The sequence below is a fragment of the Acinetobacter sp. 778_lipA genome (assembly GCF_058242985.1).
Genome location: NZ_JBZAYT010000001.1, coordinates 3,389,756 through 3,416,676, shown reverse-complemented (window position 1 = coordinate 3,416,676; position 26,921 = coordinate 3,389,756). Strand labels below are relative to the sequence as shown.

10 protein-coding genes are annotated in these 26,921 nt (G+C 38.3%); 8 read left to right on the top strand and 2 right to left on the bottom strand.

What is annotated here, in order from left to right:
* Window positions 1-381: 381 nt before the first annotated feature.
* Window positions 382-1,191 (bottom strand): IclR family transcriptional regulator domain-containing protein, encoded by an 810-nt coding sequence (locus AC4CUY_RS16055; RefSeq protein WP_336952000.1) that lies wholly within the window; start codon window positions 1,189-1,191, stop codon window positions 382-384.
* Between the two features lie 137 nt (window positions 1,192-1,328).
* Between AC4CUY_RS16055 and pobA the strand changes: the two genes are divergently transcribed.
* The 6 genes from pobA to AC4CUY_RS16025 all read left to right on the top strand — a co-directional run bounded on the left by pobA (window position 1,329) and on the right by AC4CUY_RS16025 (window position 24,966).
* Complete coding sequence (gene pobA, locus AC4CUY_RS16050) at window positions 1,329-2,561, top strand: 4-hydroxybenzoate 3-monooxygenase (RefSeq protein ID WP_490774411.1); 1,233 nt, start codon at window positions 1,329-1,331, stop codon at window positions 2,559-2,561.
* Window positions 2,562-3,124: 563 nt separating this feature from the next.
* Window positions 3,125-4,867: a ShlB/FhaC/HecB family hemolysin secretion/activation protein gene (locus AC4CUY_RS16045; protein ID WP_490774410.1), complete on the top strand. Its 1,743-nt coding sequence runs from the start codon at window positions 3,125-3,127 to the stop codon at window positions 4,865-4,867.
* 70 nt (window positions 4,868-4,937) lie between these two features.
* Entirely contained in the window at window positions 4,938-22,382 is a 17,445-nt protein-coding gene (locus tag AC4CUY_RS16040) for a filamentous hemagglutinin N-terminal domain-containing protein (RefSeq protein WP_490774409.1), read from the top strand.
* A gap of 8 nt (window positions 22,383-22,390) precedes the next feature.
* On the top strand, window positions 22,391-22,789 hold the full coding sequence (gene cdiI, locus AC4CUY_RS16035) for a ribonuclease toxin immunity protein CdiI (protein ID WP_490774408.1): 399 nt from the start codon (window positions 22,391-22,393) through the stop codon (window positions 22,787-22,789).
* A gap of 504 nt (window positions 22,790-23,293) precedes the next feature.
* Window positions 23,294-24,598, top strand: coding sequence for a hypothetical protein (locus AC4CUY_RS16030; RefSeq protein WP_490774407.1), 1,305 nt, complete (start codon window positions 23,294-23,296; stop codon window positions 24,596-24,598).
* Entirely contained in the window at window positions 24,595-24,966 is a 372-nt protein-coding gene (locus AC4CUY_RS16025; protein WP_490774406.1) for a hypothetical protein, read from the top strand. Before AC4CUY_RS16030 ends, AC4CUY_RS16025 begins: the two co-directional genes overlap by 4 nt.
* Window positions 24,967-25,355: 389 nt before the next feature.
* Here AC4CUY_RS16025 and AC4CUY_RS16020 read toward each other — a convergent pair whose 3' ends face one another.
* Window positions 25,356-25,490, bottom strand: a complete 135-nt coding sequence (locus AC4CUY_RS16020) for a hypothetical protein (protein ID WP_490774405.1) — start codon at window positions 25,488-25,490, stop codon at window positions 25,356-25,358.
* Window positions 25,491-25,658: 168 nt separating this feature from the next.
* Here AC4CUY_RS16020 and AC4CUY_RS16015 point away from each other — a divergent pair, with 168 nt between their 5' ends.
* Both AC4CUY_RS16015 and AC4CUY_RS16010 read left to right on the top strand, forming a co-directional pair.
* On the top strand, window positions 25,659-26,123 hold the full coding sequence (locus tag AC4CUY_RS16015; protein WP_490774404.1) for an SMI1/KNR4 family protein: 465 nt from the start codon (window positions 25,659-25,661) through the stop codon (window positions 26,121-26,123).
* A 288-nt stretch (window positions 26,124-26,411) separates the two neighbouring features.
* Window positions 26,412-26,852 carry a hypothetical protein gene (locus AC4CUY_RS16010; protein ID WP_490774403.1) on the top strand — a complete coding sequence of 147 codons (441 nt, stop codon included), beginning with the start codon at window positions 26,412-26,414 and terminating at the stop codon, window positions 26,850-26,852.
* Window positions 26,853-26,921: the final 69 nt, after the last annotated feature.

Here is a 26,921-nt window from a genome sequence, read left to right as displayed (position 1 = left end):
TCAAGCACCTAAAGGACCATTGCGTAAATTGAATCTTAATCCACAACATACTTATAAAATTCACTCCACTTTAAAAAATCTACATGGAGGTTTTCAAAAAGTGCTTTAGACAGCTCAATTGAATGTGTAAAACTTAGCATATGTGAAGATTCATCCTTTATCGGGAGCAGTTACCACTATAAACAGTAATGAATATTTTTGAATTAACTCAAGTTTCAGAAAATAAATATGATAATAATACGGTGAATGATTTTGGTAGAATAGGTCGAATTGAACCATTGTTCCCTAATCTGCTGCCTTTTTACATAAAAGCCAGCTATTTCTAAAATAAAAAAGGTATTTAGTAATTTCGGTATTCATAAAAAAGTTTTTGGAATAATTTTAAACCATACTTCTCAATTCATAAGCTGTATTTCTTAGTAATGGTAAGACCTGCTGAATCAGTTGTTCTTCAGTGACCCGATATGTTTGTGCAATACAGTTTAATGCAGCGACTGCTTTGCCTTGTGCATTTAATACGGGGACTGCAATGGCAATAACCCCTAATTCATGTTGTTCTTTTGATAAACAATAATCTTGTTTTTGAATTTCTGCCAATACTTGGTAAAACTGAGCTTCATCTTGAATGGTATAAGCGGTGAGGCGTTTCAAACTATAGTTATTTACCCAGTGTTTTTGTTCTTCTAAATTTAATGCTGCCAATAAAACCTTGCCTGTTGAAGTTGCATGTGCAGGCAAACGATTGCCCAAATGCATCCCATAAGGGCTTAAGCGCAAATTATCGTGTTGAGGTAAGTAGCTTCGGGCAATCGGAACGACTTCATGTTCATCTAAAACCACCAGTGAAAAAGTTAGACTGGTTTGTGCGCTTAACAGATTGAGAATAGGTTGCACAACTTTAGGCAAATGTGCAGAACTTAAATAGGAGCTCGATAAGCGTAATACTTTGTGAGTTAACCAAAAATAGTGGTCATCAGTTTCTAAATAACCTAAATATTTTAAAGTTCGTAAATATCTTCGTGCCGCTGTACGGCTCAATCCAGTGCGTTCTGCAATTTGGGTCGAATTGAGTTTTTGGCGATCAACCCCAAAGGCTTCAAGTAAACTTAGTCCTTTGGCCAGTCCAGCGATGTAATCATCTTGCTTAATGGTTTCACCTGAAACTTCGTTCTCAATTAAATCGTATCTCATCGTTCATCCCTTCCCGATTATGATTTTATGGCCGATATACGGTCATTACTGCCACTATACGGTGATTATCCAGTTTTCACCATATCAAAAATAGATCAAAAAAATTAATTTAATAGTCAGGATATGGAGAAAATGTTATGGAAAATTTAACCACACAAGTTGCGATTATTGGTTCAGGTCCAGCCGGGCTATTGCTTGGACAACTGTTGTTTAAAGCGGGTATCTCGCATGTGCTCATTGAGCAACGTAGTGCTGAATATGTAGCTGCACGTATTCGAGCAGGGATACTTGAACAAGTATCGGTTGATTTATTGAAGCAAGCGGGTGTGGATGAAAACCTCAAGAAGTTTGGCTTAGCGCATGATGGTATTGAAATTTTAACCAATGGCTTGAAACATCGTGTGGATTTATCTGAGTTAACTCAGGGTAAACAAGTTACGGTTTATGGACAAACGGAAGTCACCAAAGATTTAATGCATGCACGTGAAGCGGCAGGTTTACGCACATACTATGAAGCTGAGCATGTGCAAATTCATGATTTTGAGCAAAACCCGTATGTTAGCTTTCAGCAAAATGGTCAAACCTACCAACTTAGATGTGATTTTATTGCAGGCTGTGATGGCTATCATGGGATCTGTCGTGCAAGTGTGCCACAAGATAAAATCAAAACTTTTGAAAAGATTTATCCATTCGGTTGGTTGGGGGTACTTGCAGATGTTCCACCTGTTTCAGATGAGTTGATCTATGTGCAGTCAGAGCGTGGTTTTGCTTTATGTAGTATGCGTTCAAAAACCCGTAGCCGATATTATTTGCAAGTTCCTGTGACAGATCATGTTGATGAATGGTCTGACGAACGATTTTGGGATGAATTAAAAAATCGCCTTGATGAAGAAAGTCGTAAAAATTTAGTTACAGGCACTTCAATTGAAAAAAGTATCGCACCTTTACGCAGTTTTGTGACTGAGCCGATGCGATTTGGCAAACTATTTCTAGCTGGTGATGCGGCGCATATCGTTCCGCCAACAGGAGCAAAAGGTTTAAATTTAGCTGCATCTGATATCGCTTATTTGTCAAATGCCTTTATTGAATTTTATCTCAATGGTTCAGAACAAGGCATCGAGGAATATTCTGAAAAATGCTTAAAACGTGTGTGGAAAGCAGAACGTTTTTCATGGTGGATGACGCATTTATTGCATCGTTTTGAAACGGAAAGTGAGTTTGATCATAAAATTAAGCAGGCTGAATTGAGTTATATTTTAGACTCACATGCGGGTTTAACTACATTGGCTGAAAACTATGTGGGTTTACCTTATGAAATTAAAACGCTTAATGAGATAAAGGGGCACTATTCAGACTTGGTTAGTTATTAATTTTGAAAAATAAAAAAGTTACCTATTTTGAGCAAGGTTTTAAATCTTGATTAAAGATGGTGGCTTTCTATTAATTCAAAAATTACAAACCATTGAACACAAAGTTGGTTTCTTTAATTTAGGCATAGAAATTTAGAATTTCTTTAATGCTTGTAAAATAATTAAAGCCAAGTGTACTTGTTGTTATCTTCAGGCTTTCATTCGAGAGAATTAGAGCAAAGAAAACATCAAGCCTGTAGCATAAAACGAAAGCCGATACGATCAAAATGCTAAGTTAATACCATTTCATGTTTTTGATCTATCCCCCAAATATGACCTTTCCGTTGATAGGTCAAGATTGGGGGATTTAAAACAGATGATGCTGTTTATACTTTGAATTGATATAACCAAAAAAATGTTGAAAATCTAGATATAGTGTGTTTTTAATATGTTTTATTTGTAAATTATAAACTTTTTATAAATCAATCGTATATTTGAATTAATGCGTTGATTATTTATTTTTTGTTTACATAACTATACCAATTGGTAATAATTTAATAAAATTATCTTACACTAACTTCAATATGAATTTTAAATTTAATAAACTTACTTTGAGTGTTTTTTTTACCATTTTAGCAACAACAATACAAGCTGCAGAACCACAGCCGCGTCCAGAGTTAGAATTAGATGCTGTTCAGCGCCAGCAACAACGTGATGAAGCATTACAAAAGCAATTACAGCCCGAAGCTATAGTGCAAACGGGATTAGAAAAACAACTTCAAACCCAAACACAACTGCACTATCTAAAATCAAACAGTGAAGATGTATGTTTTGAAATTAAAAAATTTGTGTTGATGGGAGAGGATGCGCATCAATTTACTTTTGCTATGCGCTCTGTCACGCAAGGTGAACATAATCTCATTGGCCGATGTATTGGGGTACAAGGCTTAAACCAAGCCTTAGATCTGATTCAAAACAGTATTATTAGTCATGGTTATGTCACCACCCGCATGCTGCTCCCTCAACAAAATATTGCTTCGGGCGAGATTAAACTACAAGTGATTGCTGGGAAGGTAGATCAAATTCAATTTGTTCAAGGAACGTCAAAGCGTGCTCATAAATTTAATGCCTTGCCTGTTCGCTCTGGGGATATTTTAAATATTCGGGATATTGAACAAGGCTTAGAAAACTTTAAACGTGTGCCGACTGTTGAGGCAGACTTTAAAATCAAGCCCTCAGAACAACGTAATCAACCTGGCTATAGTGATTTAGAACTGGCATGGCAACAAACAAAACCCTACCGGATTCATTTAGGTGTTGATGATGCAGGCTCAGATTCAACTGGGAAGTATCAAGGTACAGCAACCTTATCTTTAGACCATCTGTTTACTGCAAATGACCTGTTTTATGGTAGTTATAACCATGATTTGGGCGGAGGAGATCAAGGTAAACGAGGTACAGATGGCTATTACTTAAGTTATAGCATTCCACTCAAATATTGGTTACTTAGCACCAGTTATAGTCAGTCTGATTATAACCAAACGGTTGCAGGTGATAGCCAAAGCTATAACTATAGCGGCAAAAGCAAACTGATCGGGGCTGATTTATCTCGGGTACTTTATCGTGATGCCAAACGAAAAACTACAGCCAGTGTAGGAGGCTGGTATCGGGAATCACAAAACTTTATCAATGATGTAGAAATTGAAGTACAACGTCGAAAAACTGGTGGCTGGAAAGCCAGTCTGGATCATATAGAATATCTAGCCAATGCGACTTTAACAGGCAATTTAACCTATAAACGAGGCACAGGTGCATTTAATGCAATGCATGCACCTGAAGAAGAGTTTGGCGAAGCTTATACTCATGTCGGTATTTTACAAGCCAATGCCGGTCTGCAAGTGCCATTTAAAGTCGGTAATCAATCGCTACAGTATCTCGCTGAATGGCGAACACAATATAGTAAAAAACCCCTGACCCCACAAGATCGATTCTCGATTGGGAATCGCTATACGGTAAGAGGGTTTGATGGTGAACAGACCTTATTGGCAGATAATGGATTTTTAGTGCGTAATGAAATCAGTGGCTCGATGTTTAAGCTTCCGATGCAATGGTACATCGGAATTGACTATGGTGAAGTGGGGGGTAAAACCGCACATGAGCCAAATCCATTGCTGGGAACAAGTTTAATGGGTGCTGCCTTTGGATTACGTGGGCAAGTCTTAAAATCGGTCAATTATGACGTTTTTGTTGGGACGCCGTTAAAAAAACCAGACCACTTTAAAACAGACAATGTGACGACAGGATTTAGCCTGAACTGGATGTATTAATCCATTACATTCAATGTCCATATGCAACATTCAATCTTGAAAAAATATTAAAACATTTAGGTAAAACATTATGAATAAGAATCGTTATCGCGTTATTTTTAGCCAAGCACGTGGCATGTTTATTGCGGTTGCTGAGATTGTAAAAAGCCGTACCAAAACAGCGGGGCAATCACATGCTGTTGGTGAAATCGAGATAGAGGATGTCACGGGAGCATCTTCAATCACTTATAAAAAACTCAATCCTGTTAATTTTGCTGTGGTGAGCCTATTGGGTGCAGCAATTTACACCTTGCCGATGGCGACGATTGCTGAAAGTCAAATTGTGGCAGATCGATCAGCACCAAACTCACAACAAGCCACCATTCTCAACAGCAGCAATGGCTTGACCCAAGTCAATATTCAAACCCCAAGTGCCGGTGGTGTCTCTCGCAATACCTATAGCCAATTTGATGTGGGGCAGGAAGGTGCGATTTTAAATAATGCACGAAATAATACCCAAACCCAATTGGGTGGCTGGGTACAAGGTAATCCATGGCTCGCCAAAGGTGAAGCCAAGGTCATCCTGAATGAAGTGAACAGCAGTAATCCGAGTCAATTAAAGGGCTATTTGGAGGTTGCGGGTAAACAAGCGCAAGTGGTGATTGCCAATCCATCTGGTTTGGTCTGTGATGGCTGTGGGGTGATTAACGCAGATCGTTTTACCTTAACCACGGGTCAAGCAGTAATGCATCAAGGTTATCTTGATTCATTCCGAGTACGTGAAGGGCAAGTTACGATTGAAGGGAAAGGCTTAAATGGAAGCTTAACCCCTTATACCGATATTTATGCACGTGCTTTAAATGTCAATGCGGGTCTATATGCCAATGAGCTAAAAACCGTGTTGGGTCAAAACGACATCAATGTTCAAGATCCAAACTCAGCAAAAATTAGTGCAACAACAAGTACCCCATCTTCACCTACACCGAGCTTTGCCCTTGATGTTGGAAAATTAGGTGGGATGTATGCTGGGAAAATCTATTTGGTCGGTACTGAAAAAGGTTTAGGAGTGCGTAATGCCGGGTCACTCAATGCTACGACAGGTCAAATGCATTTAAATGCCAATGGTGACTTAATCAATACAGGCAATATGATCGCCAATAAAGATCAACTGCAATTAAATGCAGAAAATATTAAAAATACAGGAAATATCAGTAGTGCTACCTCACAAGTTAAAGTAGATAGCCAAAATTTGGATAACTCAGGTTTAATCAGCAGTGCAGATGAACTGTATTTAAACCAACAAAAAACTTTAACCAATGCAGGAATATTAAACGCGGCACGTATTGTGCTGGATGCCGAGAGCTTAAAAAACAGTGGCTCAATTGAGCAGACTGGGGCGCAATCACTAGATTTAATCTCAGGCTCAATAAGTAATACTGGCGGCAGAATTGGTCTTGCTAAAAATTCAGCAACCTCAGGTGACACTGATGTTAATAATCAAGGAAGTGCAGGTGAAACAAGTGGTTCAGGTTCAACTGCAGTAAAACCGAACAATCCAGCTCAAGATGGTGGCAGTGTTGAGATTGCCAAGGACAGTTCTACAACAAATGTTCCAAAAGACTATGATAAGGGTTATATCCATGTCAAGGAACAGTTGAATAATGATCAAGGCGCGATTATTGCCCGTGGTGTAATTGATTTGGATACCAATAATATTTTGGCGAATCAAGAGGGTAAGCTGAATCTAGGTCATATTAAAGTTCAGGGCGAAAACTTTAATAATGATCAAGGTCAATTAACAGTTCAACAGGCAGATATTCTCAGCACAATCTTGAGTAATCAATCAGGTCAGATTGCAGTCAATAAAAGCTTAAAGGTTCAATCAACAAGTGCGAATAATAACAAAGGCGCCATTCAAGCAGTTGATCAAGTTGATATTAATATCAACGACGCATTAAACAATAGTGAAGGAAAAATTGCGAGCGGACAACAACTGAGCATTCAGGCAGGACAAGTTAATAATCAATCTGGCCTACTCTATTCTGAGCAACAAGATATTGGTCTAGACGTACAACAAGCACTAGATAACGCATCAGGTATTATTCAAGCGAAAACTCAGCTGAATCTGAATAGCCAAAACTTAAATAACAACTCAGGTCAAATTCTAGCTGAAAATGTTCAGCAAAAACATGGTTCAGTCGATAATACTCTAGGATCCATTGTTGTAAAACAAAACCTAATCAGTAGTGCCATTCAATTTGATAATAATCAAGGGCAGATTCAAGCTAATAATATTGAATTTGAACATCAACAGTTGAATAACAGTGGCAGTATTTATGCCGATCAAAATCTGAATATCATAGGGCAAAACTTACAAAATACCGGATCTTTGAGCGCAGGACAGGAAATTCAGCTCAAGAGCCAAACCTTGCAACATCAACAGTCTGGTTTAATTGCAGCAGGGTTGGACCGCCAAGGTAAACTAGGTACAACAGGCGATCTTAAGATTATTGCAGATCAGGTGGAACTACATGGACAAAGCTTTGCAGGTGAAAATCTTAATGTGCAAAGTCAAAATCACATTGATGCGAGTAAAGGGCAACTTCAATCCAAAAATATTGAATTAAGTAGTCAGTTAGGCAATATCTCGACGCATTCAGCTCAGGTGATTGCAGAACACTTATCATTGAATAGTCATGATGTTATTAATAATCAGCAAGGTATTTTAAGTGCTAAAGACCTTAAGCTAAATGCCAATAGTTTAGATAATAGTCAAGGTCATATCTTACACACTGGAACTGATCAGTTGGATTTGAATTTTAGTCAGATCCTAAATAACCAGTCAGGTGAGATTCGTAGTAATGCAGCACAGGTCAATCTCAACACGACATCATTAAATAATACTGCAGGGCAACTTATCCATGCAGGAACAGGACAACTCGATATTCAGGTTGATCAGTTACAGGGTAATCAAGGAAAAATACTCAGTAATGGTCAATTACAATTACAAGCAGGAATTCTTGATTTAAGTCAGGGTGTAACTTCAGCTGAACACATTATTCTGAAAGCGAATCAATTAAATCATCAGCAAGGACAGCTTATCCAGCGTGGTAAGCAGAGCCCTTTGACTTTAGCGATACAGCAACAACTGAATAATCAGTTGGGTTTTATCCAAAGCCAGACAGTATTGAGTATGGATACGGGGGCTTTAAATAATCAGGGTGGAACACTTAGTACAGCACAGGGACAGGATCTCAACCTTAAGGTTAAAGGGCTTTTAGACAATAGTCATTCAGGTAAAATTTATGTAGGTAATAATGCCAATATTCAGGCAGGTTCGCTTGATAACCATACGCAAGGTCAAATCAATGTTCAACAAAATCTTAAATTAAATAGCCAGTTACAGGTTAACAATCAAACTGGGCAAATTGCAGCAAATGCCGATGTTCAAATTCAATCTCAGGGTATTGATAATAGTGAAGGTCAAATCAGTTCTGTACAGGGCAGATTAGATTTAGATGCCGGTACAGGATTACTGAGTAATCAATCGGGATCACTACAATCAGCGAAAGACATTGCGATCAAAGCAGAACGCTTACATAGTCAGTCAGGTTTAATCAATGCGCAAGGATCGATACAAGCACAGATTCAACAAGAGATTGATAACAATGCAGGACAGATCATTGCAAATCAATCGGTGCAGCTTAATAGTCAGGGCTTAAATAATAATGCGGGTCAAATCGGCAGTGTTGAAAGCACACTGAAGGTAGATGCTGGTCAAGGTGTAATTAGCAACCAACAAGGCAAACTGCAGTCTAAACAAGACCTGAGTGTGAAGGCACAAGGGATTGATAACCAGTCAGGTTTAATCGCGACCCAAGAGAATCTGGTCTTAGAACAACACTGGTTAAACAATCATAAAGGGCAAGTGATCTCAGGTGAAAGCCTGAATTTAACAGGTCAAGATTTCAATAATCAGGGTGGATTATTACAAAGCGGTCGAGACTTAAGTTTTAAACTGATTGGCAAACTAGACAATAGCCAATCAGGGCAGCTGATTAGTGGCGGTGACACGCAGATAGATGCCCAGCAATTAGAGAATAGCCAGCAGGGTTTAATCAATGCGCAAGGCAGCTTGAGCATTAGGACTCAGCAAGACGTCAATAACAATGCGGGTATCATTGCCGCCAACAAGTTTGTCGAAATTCAGAGTCAAGGACTAGATAATAGCCAAGGCCAACTTGGCAGTGTCAAAGAACAGGTGACGATCAATACAGGCAAGGGCGCATTGCTTAACCAATCTGGTACGCTACAATCGACAGGTGATTTAAACGTACAGAGTACGGGGCTGAACAACAATAAAGGAACATTGAATAGTTTAGGCAAAGTCAGCTTAGTGAGTGATGGTGATCTCAGTAATGATGGCGGTCAAATTGCTTCAAATGGTCAGTTAGAGATTACAGCAAATGACTTAAGTAACCAGACAGGATTGATCCAGACAGGAGAGGAGTCGAATCTAAGTCTTAAGTTGGGTGGCGCATTAAGCAACCAGACGGGTCAAATCCACAGTGGAGCAGACCAGCAGATCACAGCGCAAAGTATTGATAACAGTGCACAGGGTCAAATGACGGCACAGGGACAGCTTAACATTCAGAGCCAAGCTGAGATTAATAACCAGATGGGTAAACTGATTGCCAATGGATTATTACAGGTTAAAGGCGAAGGGCTCAACAATACTCAAGGACAGATCGGCAGCTTACAAGATCAGGTGATAGTTCAATCTGGACAAGGCGCATTGACCAACCAGTCGGGTACAATCCAAGCGAAGAAAGACTTAAGTGTTACAGCACAAAGTGTAGATAACCAGTCTGGTCAAATGAACAGTCAAGGCCAGTTGCAACTGAACAGCCAACAGGCGATCAACAACCTAGAAGGTTTAATTGCAGCGGATTTGGGGTTAAAACTCAACAGCCAAGGTTTAAATAACAACCGAGGTCAGATCGGAAGTGCGCAGGGTGATGTTGATCTGAATGCAGGCAGTGGCTTATTGAGCAATCAGGCAGGCGTGGTGTTGTCAGGCAAAGCGTTAACGCTCAATGCAGGCCAAGTCGATAACAGCAACAAAGGACAGATCAATAGCCAAGCAGATTTAGCGATCAGCACGGTAAAAGAGATCAATAACCAAAGTGGTGTAATTGCTTCAAACCAACAACTGAGCTTAAAGAGCCAAGGGTTGAATAACAATGCAGGACAGATCGGCAGTATTCATGCAGGCGTTGTAGTCGATAGTGGTTCAGGTGCTATTGATAACAATTCTGGTGTGATACAGGCACAGAATGATATTCAGCTTAAGGCTCAAGAATTAAATAGCCATTTGGGTAAGATCAGTTCAGAGAAGAGTATTGAACTCAGCATTGACCAAGCTATAGACAACAGTGCGGGTCAGATTGTTGCTAATGATGCGGTGACCATTCAAAGTCATGGATTGAACAATGACCAAGGTCAAATTGCCAGTATCAAAGAACACTTGACCATTGATGCCGGTACAGGATTACTGAGTAACCAATCAGGATCACTGCAATCAGCGAAAGACATTGAAATCAAAGCAGAGCGCTTACATAGTCAGTCAGGTTTAATCAATGCGCAAGGCTCGATACAAGCACAGATTCAACAAGAGATTGAGAACAATGCAGGACAGATCATTGCAAATCAATCAGTGCAGCTCAACAGTCAGGGCTTAAATAATAATGCGGGTCAAATCGGCAGTGTTGAAAGCACACTGAAGGTAGATGCTGGTCAAGGTGTAATTAGCAACCAACAAGGCAAACTGCAGTCTAAACAAGACCTGAGTGTGAAGGCACAAGGGATTGATAACCAGTCAGGTTTAATCGCGACCCAAGAGAATCTGGTCTTAGAACAACACTGGTTAAAAAATAATAAAGGGCAAGTGATCTCAGGTGAAAGCCTGAATTTAACAGGCCAAGATTTCAATAATCAGGGTGGATTATTACAAAGCGGTCGAGACTTAAGTTTTAAACTGATTGGCAAACTAGACAATAGCCAATCAGGGCAGCTGATTAGTGGCGGTGACACGCAGATAGATGCCCAGCAATTAGAGAATAGCCAGCAGGGTTTAATCAATGCGCAAGGCAGCTTGAGCATTAGGACTCAGCAAGACGTCAATAACAATGCGGGTATCATTGCCGCCAACAAGTTTGTCGAAATTCAGAGTCAAGGATTAGACAATAGCCAAGGCCAACTTGGCAGTGTCAAAGAACAGGTGACGATCAGCACAGGCAAGGGCGCACTGCTTAACCAATCTGGTACGCTACAATCGACAGGTGATTTAAACGTACAGAGTACGGGGCTGAACAACAATAAAGGAACACTGAATAGTTTAGGCAAAGTCGAGTTAGTGAGTGATGGTGATCTCAGTAATGATGGCGGTCAAATTGCTTCAAATGGTCAATTAGAGATTACAGCAAATGACTTAAGTAACCAGACAGGATTGATCCAGACAGGAGAGGAGTCGAATCTAAGTCTTAAGTTGGGTGGCGCATTAAGCAACCAGACCGGTCAAATCCACAGTGGAGCAGACCAGCAGATCACAGCGCAAAGTATTGATAACAGTGCACAAGGTCAAATGACGGCACAGGGCCAGCTTAACATTCTGAGCCAAGCTGAGATTAATAACCAGACGGGTCAACTGATTGCCAATGGATTATTACAGGTTAAAGGCGAAGGGCTCAACAATACCCAAGGACAGATCGGCAGCTTACAAGATCAGGTGATAGTTCAATCTGGACAAGGCGCATTGACCAACCAGTCGGGTACAATCCAAGCGAAGAAAGACTTAAGTGTTACAGCACCAAGTGTAGATAACCAGTCTGGTCAAATGAACAGTCAGGGCCAACTGCAACTGAACAGCCAACAGGCGATCAACAACCTAGAAGGTTTAATTGCAGCGGATTTGGGGTTAAAACTCAACAGCCAAGGTTTAAATAACAACCGAGGTCAGATCGGAAGTGCGCAGGGTGATGTTGATCTGAATGCAGGCAGTGGCTTATTGAGCAATCAGGCAGGCGTGGTGTTGTCAGGCAAAGCGTTAACGCTCAATGCAGGCCAAGTCGATAACAGCAACAAAGGACAGATCAATAGCCAAGCAGATTTAGCGATCAGCACGGTAAAAGAGATCAATAACCAAAGTGGTGTAATTGCTTCAAACCAACAACTGAGCTTAAAGAGCCAAGGGTTGAATAACAATGCAGGACAGATCGGCAGTATTCATGCAGGCGTTGTAGTCGATAGTGGTTCAGGTGCTATTGATAACAATTCTGGTGTGATACAGGCACAGAATGATATTCAGCTTAAGGCTCAAGAATTAAATAGCCATTTGGGTAAGATCAGTTCAGAGAAGAGTATTGAACTCAGCATTGACCAAGGCATAGACAACAGTGCGGGTCAGATTGTTGCTAATGATGCGGTGACCATTCAAAGTCATGGACTGAACAATGACCAAGGTCAAATTGCCAGTATCAAAGAACACTTGACCATTGATGCAGGTACAGGATTACTGAGTAATCAATCGGGATCACTACAATCAGCGAAAGACATTGCGATCAAAGCAGAACGCTTACATAGTCAGTCAGGTTTAATCAATGCGCAAGGATCGATACAAGCACAGATTCAACAAGAGATTGATAACAATGCAGGACAGATCATTGCAAATCAATCGGTGCAGCTTAATAGTCAGGGCTTAAATAATAATGCGGGTCAAATCGGCAGTGTTGAAAGCACACTGAAGGTAGATGCTGGTCAAGGTGTAATTAGCAACCAACAAGGCAAACTGCAGTCTAAACAAGACCTGAGTGTGAAGGCACAAGGGATTGATAACCAGTCAGGTTTAATCGCGACCCAAGAGAATCTGGTCTTAGAACAACACTGGTTAAACAATCATAAAGGGCAAGTGATCTCAGGTGAAAGCCTGAATTTAACAGGCCAAGATCTCAATAATCAGGATGGATTATTACAAAGTGGTCGAGACCTAAGTTTTAAACTGATTGGCAAATTGGACAATAGCCAATCAGGGCAATTGATCAGTGGTGGTGACACGCAGATTGATGCCCAGCAATTAGAGAATAGCCAGCAGGGTTTAATCAGTACTCAGGGTGATCTTCGTATTACCAGTGTGCAAGACATAAACAATGCAGCAGGCATCATGGTTGCGAAACAAAATATAAATTTAAGTAGTCAAGGTTTAAACAATAATAACGGTCAGATTGGTACTGAACAGGGAGATTTGAAGATTCAGACTGGTCAGAAAGGTCTAGACAACCTTACAGGGCAAATTCAGTCAGCTAAGACACTTAATATCAGCAGTAGTGGTCTAACGAACAGCGGAGTAATTAGTGCATTAAATACACTCAATATTGATAGTCAGGGTGATCTTCATAATGATGGCGGTCAAATTGCTTCAAATGGTCAATTAGAGATTACAGCAAATGACTTAAGTAACCAGTCAGGATTGATCCAGACAGGCGAGAAGTCGAATCTAAGTCTTAAGTTGGGTGGCGCATTAAGCAACCAGACCGGTCAAATTCACAGTGGAGCAGACCAGCAGATCATAGCCCAAAGTATTGATAACAGTGCACAAGGTCAAATTACCGCACAGGGCCAGCTTAACATTCTGAGCCAAGCTGAGATTAATAACCAGACGGGTCAACTGATCGCCAATGGATTATTACAGGTGAAAGACGAAGGGCTCAACAATACTCAAGGACAGATCGGCAGCTTACAAGATCAGGTGATTGTTCAAGCTGGACAAGGTGCCTTGACCAATCAGTCGGGTACAATCCAAGCGAAGAAAGACTTGAGTGTTACAGCACAAAGTGTAGATAACCAGTCTGGGCAAATGAACAGTCAGGGACACTTACAACTGACTAGCCAACAGGCGATCAACAACCTAGAAGGTTTAATTGCAGCGGATTTGGGGTTAAAACTCAACAGCCAAGGTTTAAATAACAACCGAGGTCAGATCGGAAGTGCGCAGGGTGATGTTGATCTGAATGCAGGCAGTGGCTTATTGAGCAATCAGGCAGGCGTGGTGTTGTCAGGCAAAGCGTTAACGCTCAATGCAGGCCAAGTCGATAACAGCAACAAAGGACAGATCAATAGCCAAGCAGATTTAGCGATCAGCACGGTAAAAGAGATCAATAACCAAAGTGGTGTAATTGCTTCAAACCAACAACTGAGCTTAAAGAGTCAGGGACTGAATAACAATGCAGGACAAATCGGCAGTGTTCAAGGACAGATTCAATTGGATGCAGGACAATTACGTCTTGAAAATCAACAAGGGCTAATCCAAGCTGGTCAAGGGATCAATATTGTCGCGAATGGTGTGAATAACGCTCAGGGGCAAATCAATAGTAAAAATTTACTACAACTCAATAGCCAAGGGCAGCTACTGGATAACAGTCAGGGAACGTTAAGTTCTGAAAGTATTAAAATTGACTCTGGACGATTAAACAATAATCAAGGGTTGATTCAGGCTCAGCAAACCATCCAGATTGATACTCACAATCAGGATCTTGTAAACACTAATAGTGGTCAACAAGGAGGCATACTGAGTCAAGGTGATATACAGCTAAGTAATGTTGAAACGTTGAATAATTCACAGGGATATCTCGCAAGTGCTAAAGAGCTAGGTATCCAAGTCAATCAAGTATTGAATCAACAAGGCACAATACTCGCAGGGAAACAATTAAATATTTGGGGAACAGGACAAAACCAACTACTGGATAATCAGTCTGGACAATTGTTGTCTATGGGGGGAATGACACTCAATATTGATCGGATTAATAACAATGGTAAGTTAAAGCCAAGTGATGCTGATAGTCATATCATGGCAGTAGGTGACTTAAATATCACCACACAACAATTCGATAATCAAAATACCCTGACAACCAGTCCAACTGACACATCAATTCAGGGGATTGATGCAAATAATTTAAATATCACGACTAATATTTTAAATAACCAAACAGGTGCTATCCGTAGTAGTGGTAACCAAAATCTGAATATTCGTCAAATATTGAATAATCAGTCAGGTCAAATCAGCAGTGAAAAACAACTGATCATTGTGGGCGATCAACTGGAAATTAATAACTTAAAAGGGCAAATTTTATCAGGCACTGGACTGAATTTGACAGCGAAATCCCTTTCAGGGGATGGCAAAGTTTTAAGTTTGGGCGATGCTCAAGTGAACTTAAAAGAGAGCTATACTCATAGTGTAGGTGCTCAATTACAAGCCAATCAAAACTTAAGTCTGATTACTCAAGGCAATGTGATTAACTATGGAACGATCAATTCAGGTAATCGACTGGATATAAATGCCGTCAATATTGGCAATATGGTTGATGCTAAAATTGAAAGTCATGAAACCCGATTGACTGCACAAAATGAGTTGAATAATACCGGATTGATCAATGGTGATTATACTCGCCTACAAGCGAATACACTCAACAATCAAGGTACGGGACGTATTTATGGAACAACGCTTGCGATCAATGCAAATACTTTAAATAATCAACCTAATAGTGCTGGTGTTGCGCCAGTGATTGCCTCTCGTGGAGATATGCATCTAGGTGTTCAAGTTTTGAATAACTTGGCAAACACAGCTGACTATGCAAGCCAATCACTGATTTTTAGTGCTGGTAACTTATATCTCGGTGGTGGATTAGATACCAATGACAAGACTGTTGGGCAAGCTTTAGTAATCAATAATGAAAGTGCGACCATTGAATCCTTAGGCAATATGCGTTTGTCAGCGAAGCAAATCAACAATATTAATAAGAACTTTAAGACCCAACTGGTTGAAATTGAGCGCAAGGATAATCTTGAAAAATTTTATCAGGGTGATTGGAAAACATTTGATGGGGTACTTATTGCAAGAAAAGATAAAAAGGAAGATTGGGCCAAATATACTTATAGCCAAGTGACTTCTGAGACGCGAGTCATGGAATCCGCACCTGGTCAAATTAAAGCGGGTGGTGCTTTAAATCTCGATGGTGCTCAAGTCCTCAATGATAAAAGCCAAATCTTGGCAGGTGGCGTGCTTTCTAATTTGGGCGGTAGTATCACATCTGGTGATCTTGAGGATACTAAAGGTATTAGAAAGGTTGTAGCAACTGGTACACAGCGTTTATCTGAAATTGTATATAACAGTTGGGGGAAGAAGAAGCGTAAAACCAAAAATAAATCTTTTACAAATACTCAAACAGATACATTTGATTTAGCGGTCAGTCAAGCTTTGGGCAACCAGAAGCTAAACCAAAATCAAATTGTGACAACTTTGGTATCTAATAATCAAAGTGGAGATAAAACTCAATCAAGTCAAACTCAGCAGACCAATCTAAATGGATTAAAAGAGACTCATAATTCAACCCAAATTGAGCAAGCTCAAAACTCTCAAGGCGAGAATTTAACTGTAAAACAAGCTGAGAATATATCAAACAGCACACAATCTCAAACAGGACAGCAAAACCAATCATCATTGCAGTCTAAAGATTTGGATTTAAATGTGTCAGGGTCACAAGTCACGGTATCAAAGGTTGAACATGCCAATGCGCAAAATTTGACTACTGGTCAGGCATCTGATATCACCAATAGCATTCAAACTCAGAAGGGTCAAGGGGCTCAAGTTTCATTACAATCAAAAGATTTGGATGTAAATGCTTCAGGGGTAAATGTCAATATATTGCAAGCTGAGCAGGTCAATGGCAAAAACCTAACAACGGGTCATTCAGCTGATTTAACGAATACAATCCAAACTCAGGCAGGTCAACTCAATCAGCCATCACAACAATCAAAAGATTTAAATGCAAATCTGCTTGATGAAAATGTAAGTTTATCAAAAGCAGGACAAGTGAATGATCGAAACCAGCAGCTTAATGATACAAAGCAAGTCAATAATAGTAGTCAAGTGAATGATTTACAGAAAAATTTATCTTCATTACAGTCTAAAGATTTAAATATTTCTGTAGGGCAAACATCGCAAAAACAAGGTGATGCTGCTGGTCAAGCACAAGCTAATAATTTTACTCAACAGGCCAATGCACCTAGTGAAGCCGATGAATCAACACAATATGAAATAAGAACGCTACAATCCACTGAGATAAAAGTTCCAAATAGCGCTTTATATCGTGTCAATGCAAACAGTAAAGCAGGATATCTTGTTGAAACAGATCCGAGCTTTACCAATTATAAAACTTGGTTATCTTCTGACTATATGTTGGATGCACTTGGATTAGACCCAGCTTTGCAACAAAAGCGCCTAGCTGATGGCTTATATGAACAACGTTTAGTGCAAGATCAGATTGCGAACTTAACTGGTTATCGCTTCTTAGAAGGTTATGCCAATGATGATGAGCAATATAAAGCACTCATGAACAATGGGGTAAGTTTCGCTAAGTTGTATGGTCTACGTCCTGGTATTGCATTAACTGCTGCTCAAACTGCGCAGTTGACCAGTGATATTGTTTGGCTCGTTGAACAAACTGTGATCTTACCAAATGGCACAAAGACTCAAGCCCTTGTTCCACAAGTATATGTTAAAGCACGAGTGGGTGACTTAAAAGGAGATGGTACCTTACTTTCTGGTGATGCCATTCAGTTTAAGTTAGATGGTGATTTGATCAATGGTGCAACGATTGCTGGACGCCAAGCAGTGCAAATTACTGCTGATAATGTGCAAAATTTAAATGGACGTATTCATGGTAATCAAGTTGCTATAGAAACCAAAAAAGATTTGAACAATATCGGTGGTCAAATTAGTGCCAAAGAGTCTATGGCGTTGAAGGTTGGCGGGAATTTGAATATTGAATCAACTACACTTTCAACCGAATCGAAAGTTGGTGGTTTTAGTTCATCACAAACCAATATCGATCGCATGGCGGGAATTTATGTTGGTTCAGGTAGTCAGAACAAGATTGACCCAAGCCAAACTACATTACTGATAAATGTCGCGGGAAATACCAACTTAAAAGCTGCGCAAATCAATAATAGTCAAGGTACGACCATCTTCAATACTTTGGGTAATCTTGATATTGGAACAGTAACCACAAGTCAAACAGAACAATTGAAAATTGATTCAAAAAGTGGTTACCAGTATAAAAAGCAACAGGACATAGGCAGTCAAATCAGCAGCGAAGGGTCGTTACTCATAAATGCCCAAAATATTAGTGGTAAAGCGGTTGACCTGAACAGCAAACAAGGCAGTATTCAACTTTCTGCCCAAAACAATATTTTACTTGAGAATGGGTTAGACCTGAGTTCTATGTCTAGCCAATTTCATTCAAAAGGTTCATTTGGTAGTAAGAAATCATCAACTTATGATGAGAATACAACCACTTCAATCGCCAATCAGCTAAATGCTGGGAAAAATATTATTTTAAATAGCCAACAAGGCAATATCACTGCGACACATTTACAAGTAGGTGCTGGTGATAGTATCCAGATTCAAGCTTTACAAGGTAATGTCAACCTACTCTCAACAATCAATGAAAAGAGCGTAAGCGAAACATCTTCAAAATCTAACTTTGCGACCTATAACAATCGTCAAAAGGGTTATATTGATCAAGAAGTTTCCCAAACCCAGTTGGTTGCTGGAAAAAATATTGATATCAATGCAGCTAAAAATATAGAGTTACAAGCCAACGATATCACGGCTGGGCAAAGTATTTTTGTAGGCAATACTTTGATGCAACGTCAAGTCGATGGGACATTGAAATCTGCTGACGGTTCATTGATGCCTGAAAATGTAAAACTGACTACGCTGGAAACACAAGATCAGCAGTGGGATGAACAACAAAAAGGTTATCGTGGCGTTGTTAAAGAGTTAATGAAAGTCACCGAAGTTGGTCTGGCTGGCGTTCAATCTTTATTCCCTGGCGTTAAAGTAGATACCAAACTGACAGTGGGTGAGTCCAACAGCAAACGTGAAGAGCAAATTAAGCAAACGGGTACAAATTTAACAGCGAACAATGTTTATGTTGGATCATCAGGTCAAACTACACTGACCAGTGCTGATATTACTGCAAAGAATACGATCCTTTCAGGTCAAAAGGTGACATTGAATGCTGCCGAAGAACAAAACATTTCAGTCACTTCACATAGTAAGGAAACCATTGAAGGATTAGGCGTTAAGCTCAACAAAGATAGCGTGCGTTTAGGTGGTTTTGTTTCAGAAGATACCACGCAAAGTACTAAAACTACTGAAATAACCCATAAAGTAGGTTCAATCCAGACTGAAAACCTTAAAATACAAGGTGCTGAAGGGGTAGACATACTCGGTCAAAATATCAAAGCGACAGGTGATACTGTTATTGATCATGGTCGAGGTGATTTAAATATTGGTGGTTATGAAAATAAAACCACGGTTGAAGATAAGACGCATAAGGAAACGATTAGTACTGAAGTTGGGGTACGAAATGCATACTTGGACGCCGCGCTTGCAGTAGGCGCTGTCAAAGATGCAGCTGAGGCCGTTAAACAAGCCAAAGATCAATATAGTCAGGCACAGCGTGACTATGCATCAGGAAAAATCACCAAAGAAGCTTTGAACGATACCAAAGCCAATGTTGCATTGGCAACCGCCAATCTTGCCAATGCACAGATTGCGGTAGGTTCGGCAGCAGCAACCGCAGCAGCAAGTTCAGCAACTTATGGTTTTACCATAGGTGCAAATGGTGAGCGTATCGAAACCACCACCACCACAAACACCACCCAAGGTAAATGGCAAGGCAGTCAGTTAGAGTTAAATAACCTCACGCTTAAGTCTGAAAATCAAGACGTGAATGTTCAAGGTAGTCGTCTCACAGCAACAGGTTTAACCACTTTTGATGGTACCAAAGATTTAAATGTAAGTGCTGGGAAAGAACAGAGTCAACAAGATACCAGCAGTAAAACCAACAACCAAAGTGTGAGTTACACTTATGGCGGTGGTGGTAGCGTATCGGTGGGCAAGCAAACATCGAAATCACATGATGAAAGTCTGACAAATGTAAATAGTACGGTTGATCTCAACACAGTATCTGGATCTTTAAATAAGTTAAATATCCAAGGTGGAGTAGTCAGTATTGCAGATCGTGGCGATATAAAAGTCAATCAAATCCATGTTGAAAGTTTACAAGATACAGCAACAGGCAACAGTAGCAGTAAAGGTGGTTCAGTTGGTGTAGGCATTGGTTCAGGTGGTGGCAATGTCACGGCAAGTTATAATCAAGCCAAAGGTCAAAACGACAAAGCTTGGGTGAATGAAACTAGCAAATTGCTTATCGGCAATGCTCAAAATGATGCAGACCTCGATGCGATGGGTGTGCAAAAGGTGAGTAATATTGGTGGTGTGATTGCCAATGTAAATAAGAATGCTGATGGAACTTTAATAGATCATGGCAAACTGAATTATACAGGGGCACTTGAGCTTAAAGATATTCAAGATCATAGCTCAGAAAGCAACCGTGGTTTCAATGTATCGACCAGTGTGGGTACATCGATCAAAGGTGAAAGTAAGGAGAGTTCATTCCACCCAAGTGGTAGTACAACGGTTGGTTTACAAAGTACAGGCAATGAAAAAGAGCAGTTAACTAAAGCGACAATGGGTCAAGGCACAGTGAAAAATAGCACTGAGCTGACCAACCGTGATATTAATAATACTCAAGAAATCACCCGAGACCAAGTGACAGGTTTATTAAATGGTTCAGTGACTGTAGACAATCGTTTACTGACAGAGAATGGTCGTGCTCAGATTATTCAAGAGCAGAAGGATTTACCGCAGAATGCTGAAATTATCGGAAAAATGACGGCAGCAGGTGTAACAAGCTTAGGTGTTGCAACGGCTTCTTTAGCAAGTGGGGATCAAAATCTCAAACAAGCTTACGATATTGTGATGAATCCTGCGAGAACTTTTGATTTCGTACAAAAGCATCCAGAGGCAGCAACTGTTTTAGAGCAGTTTAAAAACGGTGATTATGATGGGCTATTAGTAACAAAAGGAAGTATCCAGCTATTGGCACAAGCTTTAGGTCAAGATGTGAATGTTCTCACAACTTCAATTACCTCATTCTTAAATATCAAAGGTGCTTATGATCATCAAACAGATACAATTGTTTTAGATGTTAATAATGAAAATAGATCATCAATCTTAAATACAACAGGACATGAAATAGCGCATGGTCAAGGGATTAAAAATGAAACTTCAGCAGATTTGGTTGGAAAATCGTTAGATTGGGCGTTTAATTCAGGTGTTAAGAATAATCAAGACACCATTGATCAATTTAAAGGCCAACTGGGTGATGGCAAAGATGCTTCTACTCAAGCTCAAAATATAGCTGAATTGGCAAAAGACAATACAACTGTTGTGGATGCAATATCGGATCATGGGGAAAAGATCGATGAAAAAACATCATACTGGCAGGACATAAAGCACCTAGGTTGCTGGAGTGATGAGTGTGTAACAGCCTATAAACAAATGGATGCAGCACAAGAGAAAGCCTATAGGTTAGGTCAGTCAAAGGCGACAACAAAATTTATAAATGATATTAAAAATTTACCTAATGTTCCAAAAGAAGTTTATGAAGCATTGACGAAAGACCCAATGGGAACAATGTCAGCGATTTGGGAAGGTGTAAAAAATATTCCAGGTGAGTTATTGGACACAGGAAAGACGATAACAAAAGGTAATTTAGTTGGTAGCAGCCCAGCGGAATTTGAAAAGATGGGTAATGCTGAGATGACTACAGCGCTTAATGGTCTTTCAGCTGCATTAAGTGCTGGTTCAGTTACTGTAGTTAAAAAGGGTGCAACTATTACAGTAGAAGCTGTAAAACTTAAAAAAGAGTTGAAAGCGGCAGAAAAAGCAAAAGCGAATGAAGCCGCTAAGCAAAAAGAAACAATTAAAGCAAATATAGAAGAAAGTCAAAAGGCTAGAAATGCTTCTAATTTTGATGTTCATGTCATTAATGAAAAAGTTTCAGCTACAATTCCATCAAATATGCAGCAAATTCTTCTAGAACATAATACACAGATTGGTTCTCGAAATAGTAAAGGGTCAATTGGTGGTTCTCATAACGCTGACTCATTTAATCAAGCATTAGATAAATCAGGATCAGCATTAATTGGTAAACCTATAATAGATCCTAGATATCCTGGTTTAAAAACTTATAATTATCAGGCTCCCGGAGTAGATAGAGCTGGTAAACCAGATGGAAGTTATAAACCAGTACAACAAAAAACTGTTTATGACCCTAAAATTATTTCTGATAAGCAAATGGTGAGTATGCAAATCCAGGCTGTGAAAAAAGGTGCTGAATCACTTCTAAAAATGCCTGCAAATGAGAGGATGGTAAATGTGAATGTAAATGGCTATGTATTTAGTGTAACTCGAGATGGAAAGACTGGAAAAATATCAAATGCATTTCCAATTATCCCGGATTCATCTACATACAAACCTATTATACCACCACAATATAAACCTAAATAGGAGATTTTATGATGCAATATATGATTGAGTGGTTGAGAAATAATCGAAATGACATCTTGAAAAAATATCCAGAAGCAGACCCAGAATTATCTTTCTTTATGGACTATTTTGTTACATGTACTGGTGGGCATACATTTATTGATATCCTTAAAAATGCTATTCGAGGCGAAGGTTATAGCCTCCAAGAAACATCAACTTATTTCCTTATGAATGATGTTTTGGATGAGGGACATGTTGTTGATGCAGCAGAATTTTATTTCTATGATGAGCTTGATGGTAAAGTACCATTTGAAGTTTTTGCCTCGGTTTTGGAATTAATAGCATTAGCATATGCTGAAATTAATCCTGAAGATAATGAAAAGATTATTCATTTTATATCTCGTCTCAAACAAGTTTACGGTATTTAATTTGAATTAAGTTTTCTGATTATCAATAAATGGATTTATGCTTCTGCCTTTAAGGCAGAAGCATAGCAAACTGAATTATACAGGTGTACTTGAGCTTAAAGATGTTCAAGATCATAAAATCTCTTGCGTTAGTCAAAATTTGAGCAGATATGACATTTGATTTGTAAGGTATTAAATAAAGACCAAATGATCAAAGAACCTATTTTCGCAAGAGATTTATAGTGCTGAAAGTATAGTCAAAATCATACTAACCACATACAGAAGTAAAGATTAATTTAAAATAAAATCAAAATGTTATGAAATATTTTTGTATGAATTATTTCACGACTCCACTATAGTTGTAGTTTCAATGTATCGACCACTACTATTACAGATGTCTACGGATTAAAAGGAACGACAGATAAAAATATCATTGCGATAGATGTAAATGGAGATAATCGTAAAACCAATATAGAAGTACTTGAACATGAAGTCAGCCATAACCAAGGGCTATCAAATGAGTTGTTGAGTAACTTATCAGGTAAAGCAGGAGAACTAGGTTTCACAGCAGGAATCACTTATAGCAAAGCAGCTGTAGATTACTATCAAAAGCAAATTGGAGACGGTAATGATGAAAGTACACAATTAAATAATGATGCGATTTTAAACAAAGATAACCAAAAATTCTTTGATCAACTCAATAGTGAACCCAACTCTTTTGAAAATTATACAACGACCAATATGGCCGTGGCTTTTTCAGAAAAGATTAATACCGCATTAAAAGGTAATAATCCAAATGAAGCGAAAAAGTTATTAGAAATTTTTTCAAAATATATGAATCTGCAATATAACCAGTATCAAAAAGAGGATGCTAAAAGTTTACTTGCAGTTCCAAATGTCAATATAGATGCGATGGCACAAAAGGCAAAATTGCCAACCTTCTTAAATGGCAATCAGTTGAGTCAGCTATTTAGCATGTTCCCCAAAGGCTCGAAAGAGTATAACGAAGTACAAAAGTTAGCAGGAATGCAACAAGAGATTTATAAGAAGGTCGATATGGATTTATATCGAGGCTATTATAATGGAAATGAGAAGGATAAGTGGTTATATCCAGGAGATAAAAACTATGGAATGTTACCTGATTACTATAAAAATTTAGGTCTAAATGCAAATTCAGCCCAAACAATCAAAGCCAATGAAAGTCGAGGAGCAAATGCAATTATTGGTTCTGCAATTAGCCCATTGGGTGCTTTAGGTTCATCGACTCGTCTATTGGGAGTGGACGATAAGACAGCAGATAACTTGGCAATAGGTGGAGCTTTGATTGGTACAGTTGTTGGTTCAGGTGTAGCAATAAAAACAGGTGGATTTAATGATACGCCTTTAGGGAAAAGTGATATTACTATTGCACCGCATTGGGGAATGTCTGTTACTGAAAACGCAAATGGCCCAAAAAATTCGGTAAAAAATTATTCAAATACAAATCAATTACAACCTAGTAATTTTGCTAATTCTCAAAAATTAACAGAACATTTTAAAAAACATGGAGGAGAGTTCAAAAAGCTAGGAGTTACGAATGAACAAGAGTATTTAAACTTAAGTAGAGAAATTATCAAAAATGGTGAAAAAGTTGAGTACAATTATAATGGTCAAATTAGGACAGGATATGTAGCTTATATTGGTAATGATTCAAAAGGTAAAGCAAAATTTGCTTTGGTTGGTACAAATGCTCAAGGGCAGATAACAACTCTTCATACTCAAAGTGGTAAGGATTTTTGGAAAACAATTAATGGTAATGCTCAAGATAAAAGCATAAAGGTCGTAAAATGAAATATCAGATAGAAATATTAAGTGTAGATGAATTTGTTGAAAATGTTTTGAAAATAAATTTGAGTGGAGTGGTACTCGAAGTATTAACACTGAATTTGCCATTTCCTTTAGATAAAACACATCATTATATGGTTGATTTAGAACCTAAAGTATTTGATGATTATCAAGTTATTGAAACCAATGAGGAAGTTGGATTTAAAAAAATTGGAAATACTTTGGGTTATAACATTGTAGGAGTATTAATAAATGGGGTTATACATGTTGATGATTTATTAATATTTGATGAAATTTTACTAAGTGATTATGGGTATTTAGACAACAGAAAAGTGAAGTGGACGGTTGATAGAATAGATATTGATTTTGAATGAAATGAATTTTTATTCTCGAATTTTGGAAAAAATATTATTGCTGAGATGGATTGTTTTTAATATATAAAAGCAAATGAGATTAGAGGATAAAACGGTGTTAAAGTAACTCTGAAAATTCTTTTATATGAATTTTTGGAGTTGCTAATATCGATGTTGTGATTACCAATCCAAGTTACGTCGCTAAAGCTCCGTCTTGCAAAGTGGCGGAGCAGTCTCCGCTCCGCTAAACACTTTTCTGATGGAACTTTAACAGATCATGGCAAACTGAATTATACAGGAGCAATTGAGCTTAAAGATATTCAAGACCATAGCTTAGAAAGCAACCGTGGTTTCAATGTATCGACCAGTGTGGGTAAATCTATCAAAGGAGAGAGTAAGGAGAGTTCTCGTCATCCAAGTGGTAGTACAACGCTTGGTTTACAAAGTACAGGGAATGAAAAGAGCAGATAACCACAGCGACGATGGGTCAAGGCAGTGTAACCAACACGACAACGACCAATAACCGTGATATCAACAATACTCAAGAAATCACCTGAAACCAAGTGACAGGTTTATTAATTGGACTCTGTAACTGTATACAAAAATAACATTATAATGCTCAGTCAAAACCAAATAACTTTCAATTATTAGCAAGAGAGATACATGATGCAGTTAAACAAATTGGTGAAGCAAGTTTGAGTGGTGGAAAATAAATGAAAGATTTAACTGTAATGTATGATTTTGGAACTGTTAATGAAAGTTTTATTTTAGATTTTATGAAAAACTATGGATTAACTTTACCTAAAAAATATATAGAATTAATTCAAAAACATAATGGTGTCCAGTTCGTAGAGAATTGTTTTGATTATATAGATTCTAATGGAGATATTGGTGAGTCCAGTATAGGTTTTTGTGCATATGGAAATGAAATTGGTGCTGATAATATTTATAAATTTCAAGATAATGATGGTTTAGGGTATGATAAAGTAATAGTATTTGGTGTTAATGGGCGAGGTGATTATATAGCCTTTGATTATCGCAAAAACCCTGCGACTGATGAACCACTAGTGGTAATTATGTATCATGATGAATTTATAGAAGAAAATGGTAAATCTAAAATGAAAGTTCTCAATGTGGCAGATACTTTTGATGAATTTTTAAATCTACTGCATGATTAGTAAGCATTGATGAAATAAAAAAGCTGTTATTCATGTAACGGCTTTTTTATTTAAATATTAAAAAATTAATAGAAGATAATTTATCAAATCCAGATATACATTATAGTGATTTGGGTAGTGCTGCTACAATTTATAAAAAAAGTATGATTTTTTAATAAGCACTAATATTAATGATTCAAAAATATCCCCAACTTCACAAAAGTCGAATACTAATGTAGTCATGATTAATCCTGATGCAGAAAAATCCACACAATTTCCTCTAGCCCCTAGATATGAGAGCAAGTAATTATGAATGATTTTAAATGTAAACTAGAGCAATATATTGATGATAATGTTTATCAAAGGAATGGTTTGTTTTTTTCAAATTCAGCAATAGTGAATATTGAGATTGATTATGAAAATATATTTAAGTATAAGGGGTTTGACGATGCATTAATTGTTTATAAAGAGTTATTTGAAAGTACAAAGAAAGATGGAAGATTTTTAATTTTTACTGCTTTAAATGGATATGCTGATGAAGGGTGCTGGGATGGTGTAGAAGTAAAACATCTAACGAATGATATTATCTGGGATTTAGAGATTGGAAGTATTAATTATAGATTTATTTTTAATAAGGAAAAATATTTTAATGGAATAAATGAAATTAGAAATGAGATTATGAATTTGGATTCTTCGATAGTTTTAGAGCCTAAAAATGTTATATATCCATTGGATTGGTCTGAAATTTAATATTTTACTATATTAGAACTGTACTCAGATTATTCAAGAGCAGAAGGATTTACCTCAGAATGGAAAAAT

Coding starts and splice junctions, on each gene's coding strand:
- AC4CUY_RS16055 (WP_336952000.1), bottom strand. CDS start 1,191: ATGAGATACGATTTAATTGAGAACGAAGTTTCAGGTGAAACCATTAAG.
- pobA (WP_490774411.1), top strand. CDS start 1,329: ATGGAAAATTTAACCACACAAGTTGCGATTATTGGTTCAGGTCCAGCC.
- AC4CUY_RS16045 (WP_490774410.1), top strand. CDS start 3,125: ATGAATTTTAAATTTAATAAACTTACTTTGAGTGTTTTTTTTACCATT.
- AC4CUY_RS16040 (WP_490774409.1), top strand. CDS start 4,938: ATGAATAAGAATCGTTATCGCGTTATTTTTAGCCAAGCACGTGGCATG.
- cdiI (WP_490774408.1), top strand. CDS start 22,391: ATGATGCAATATATGATTGAGTGGTTGAGAAATAATCGAAATGACATC.
- AC4CUY_RS16025 (WP_490774406.1), top strand. CDS start 24,595: ATGAAATATCAGATAGAAATATTAAGTGTAGATGAATTTGTTGAAAAT.
- AC4CUY_RS16015 (WP_490774404.1), top strand. CDS start 25,659: ATGAAAGATTTAACTGTAATGTATGATTTTGGAACTGTTAATGAAAGT.
- AC4CUY_RS16010 (WP_490774403.1), top strand. CDS start 26,412: ATGAATGATTTTAAATGTAAACTAGAGCAATATATTGATGATAATGTT.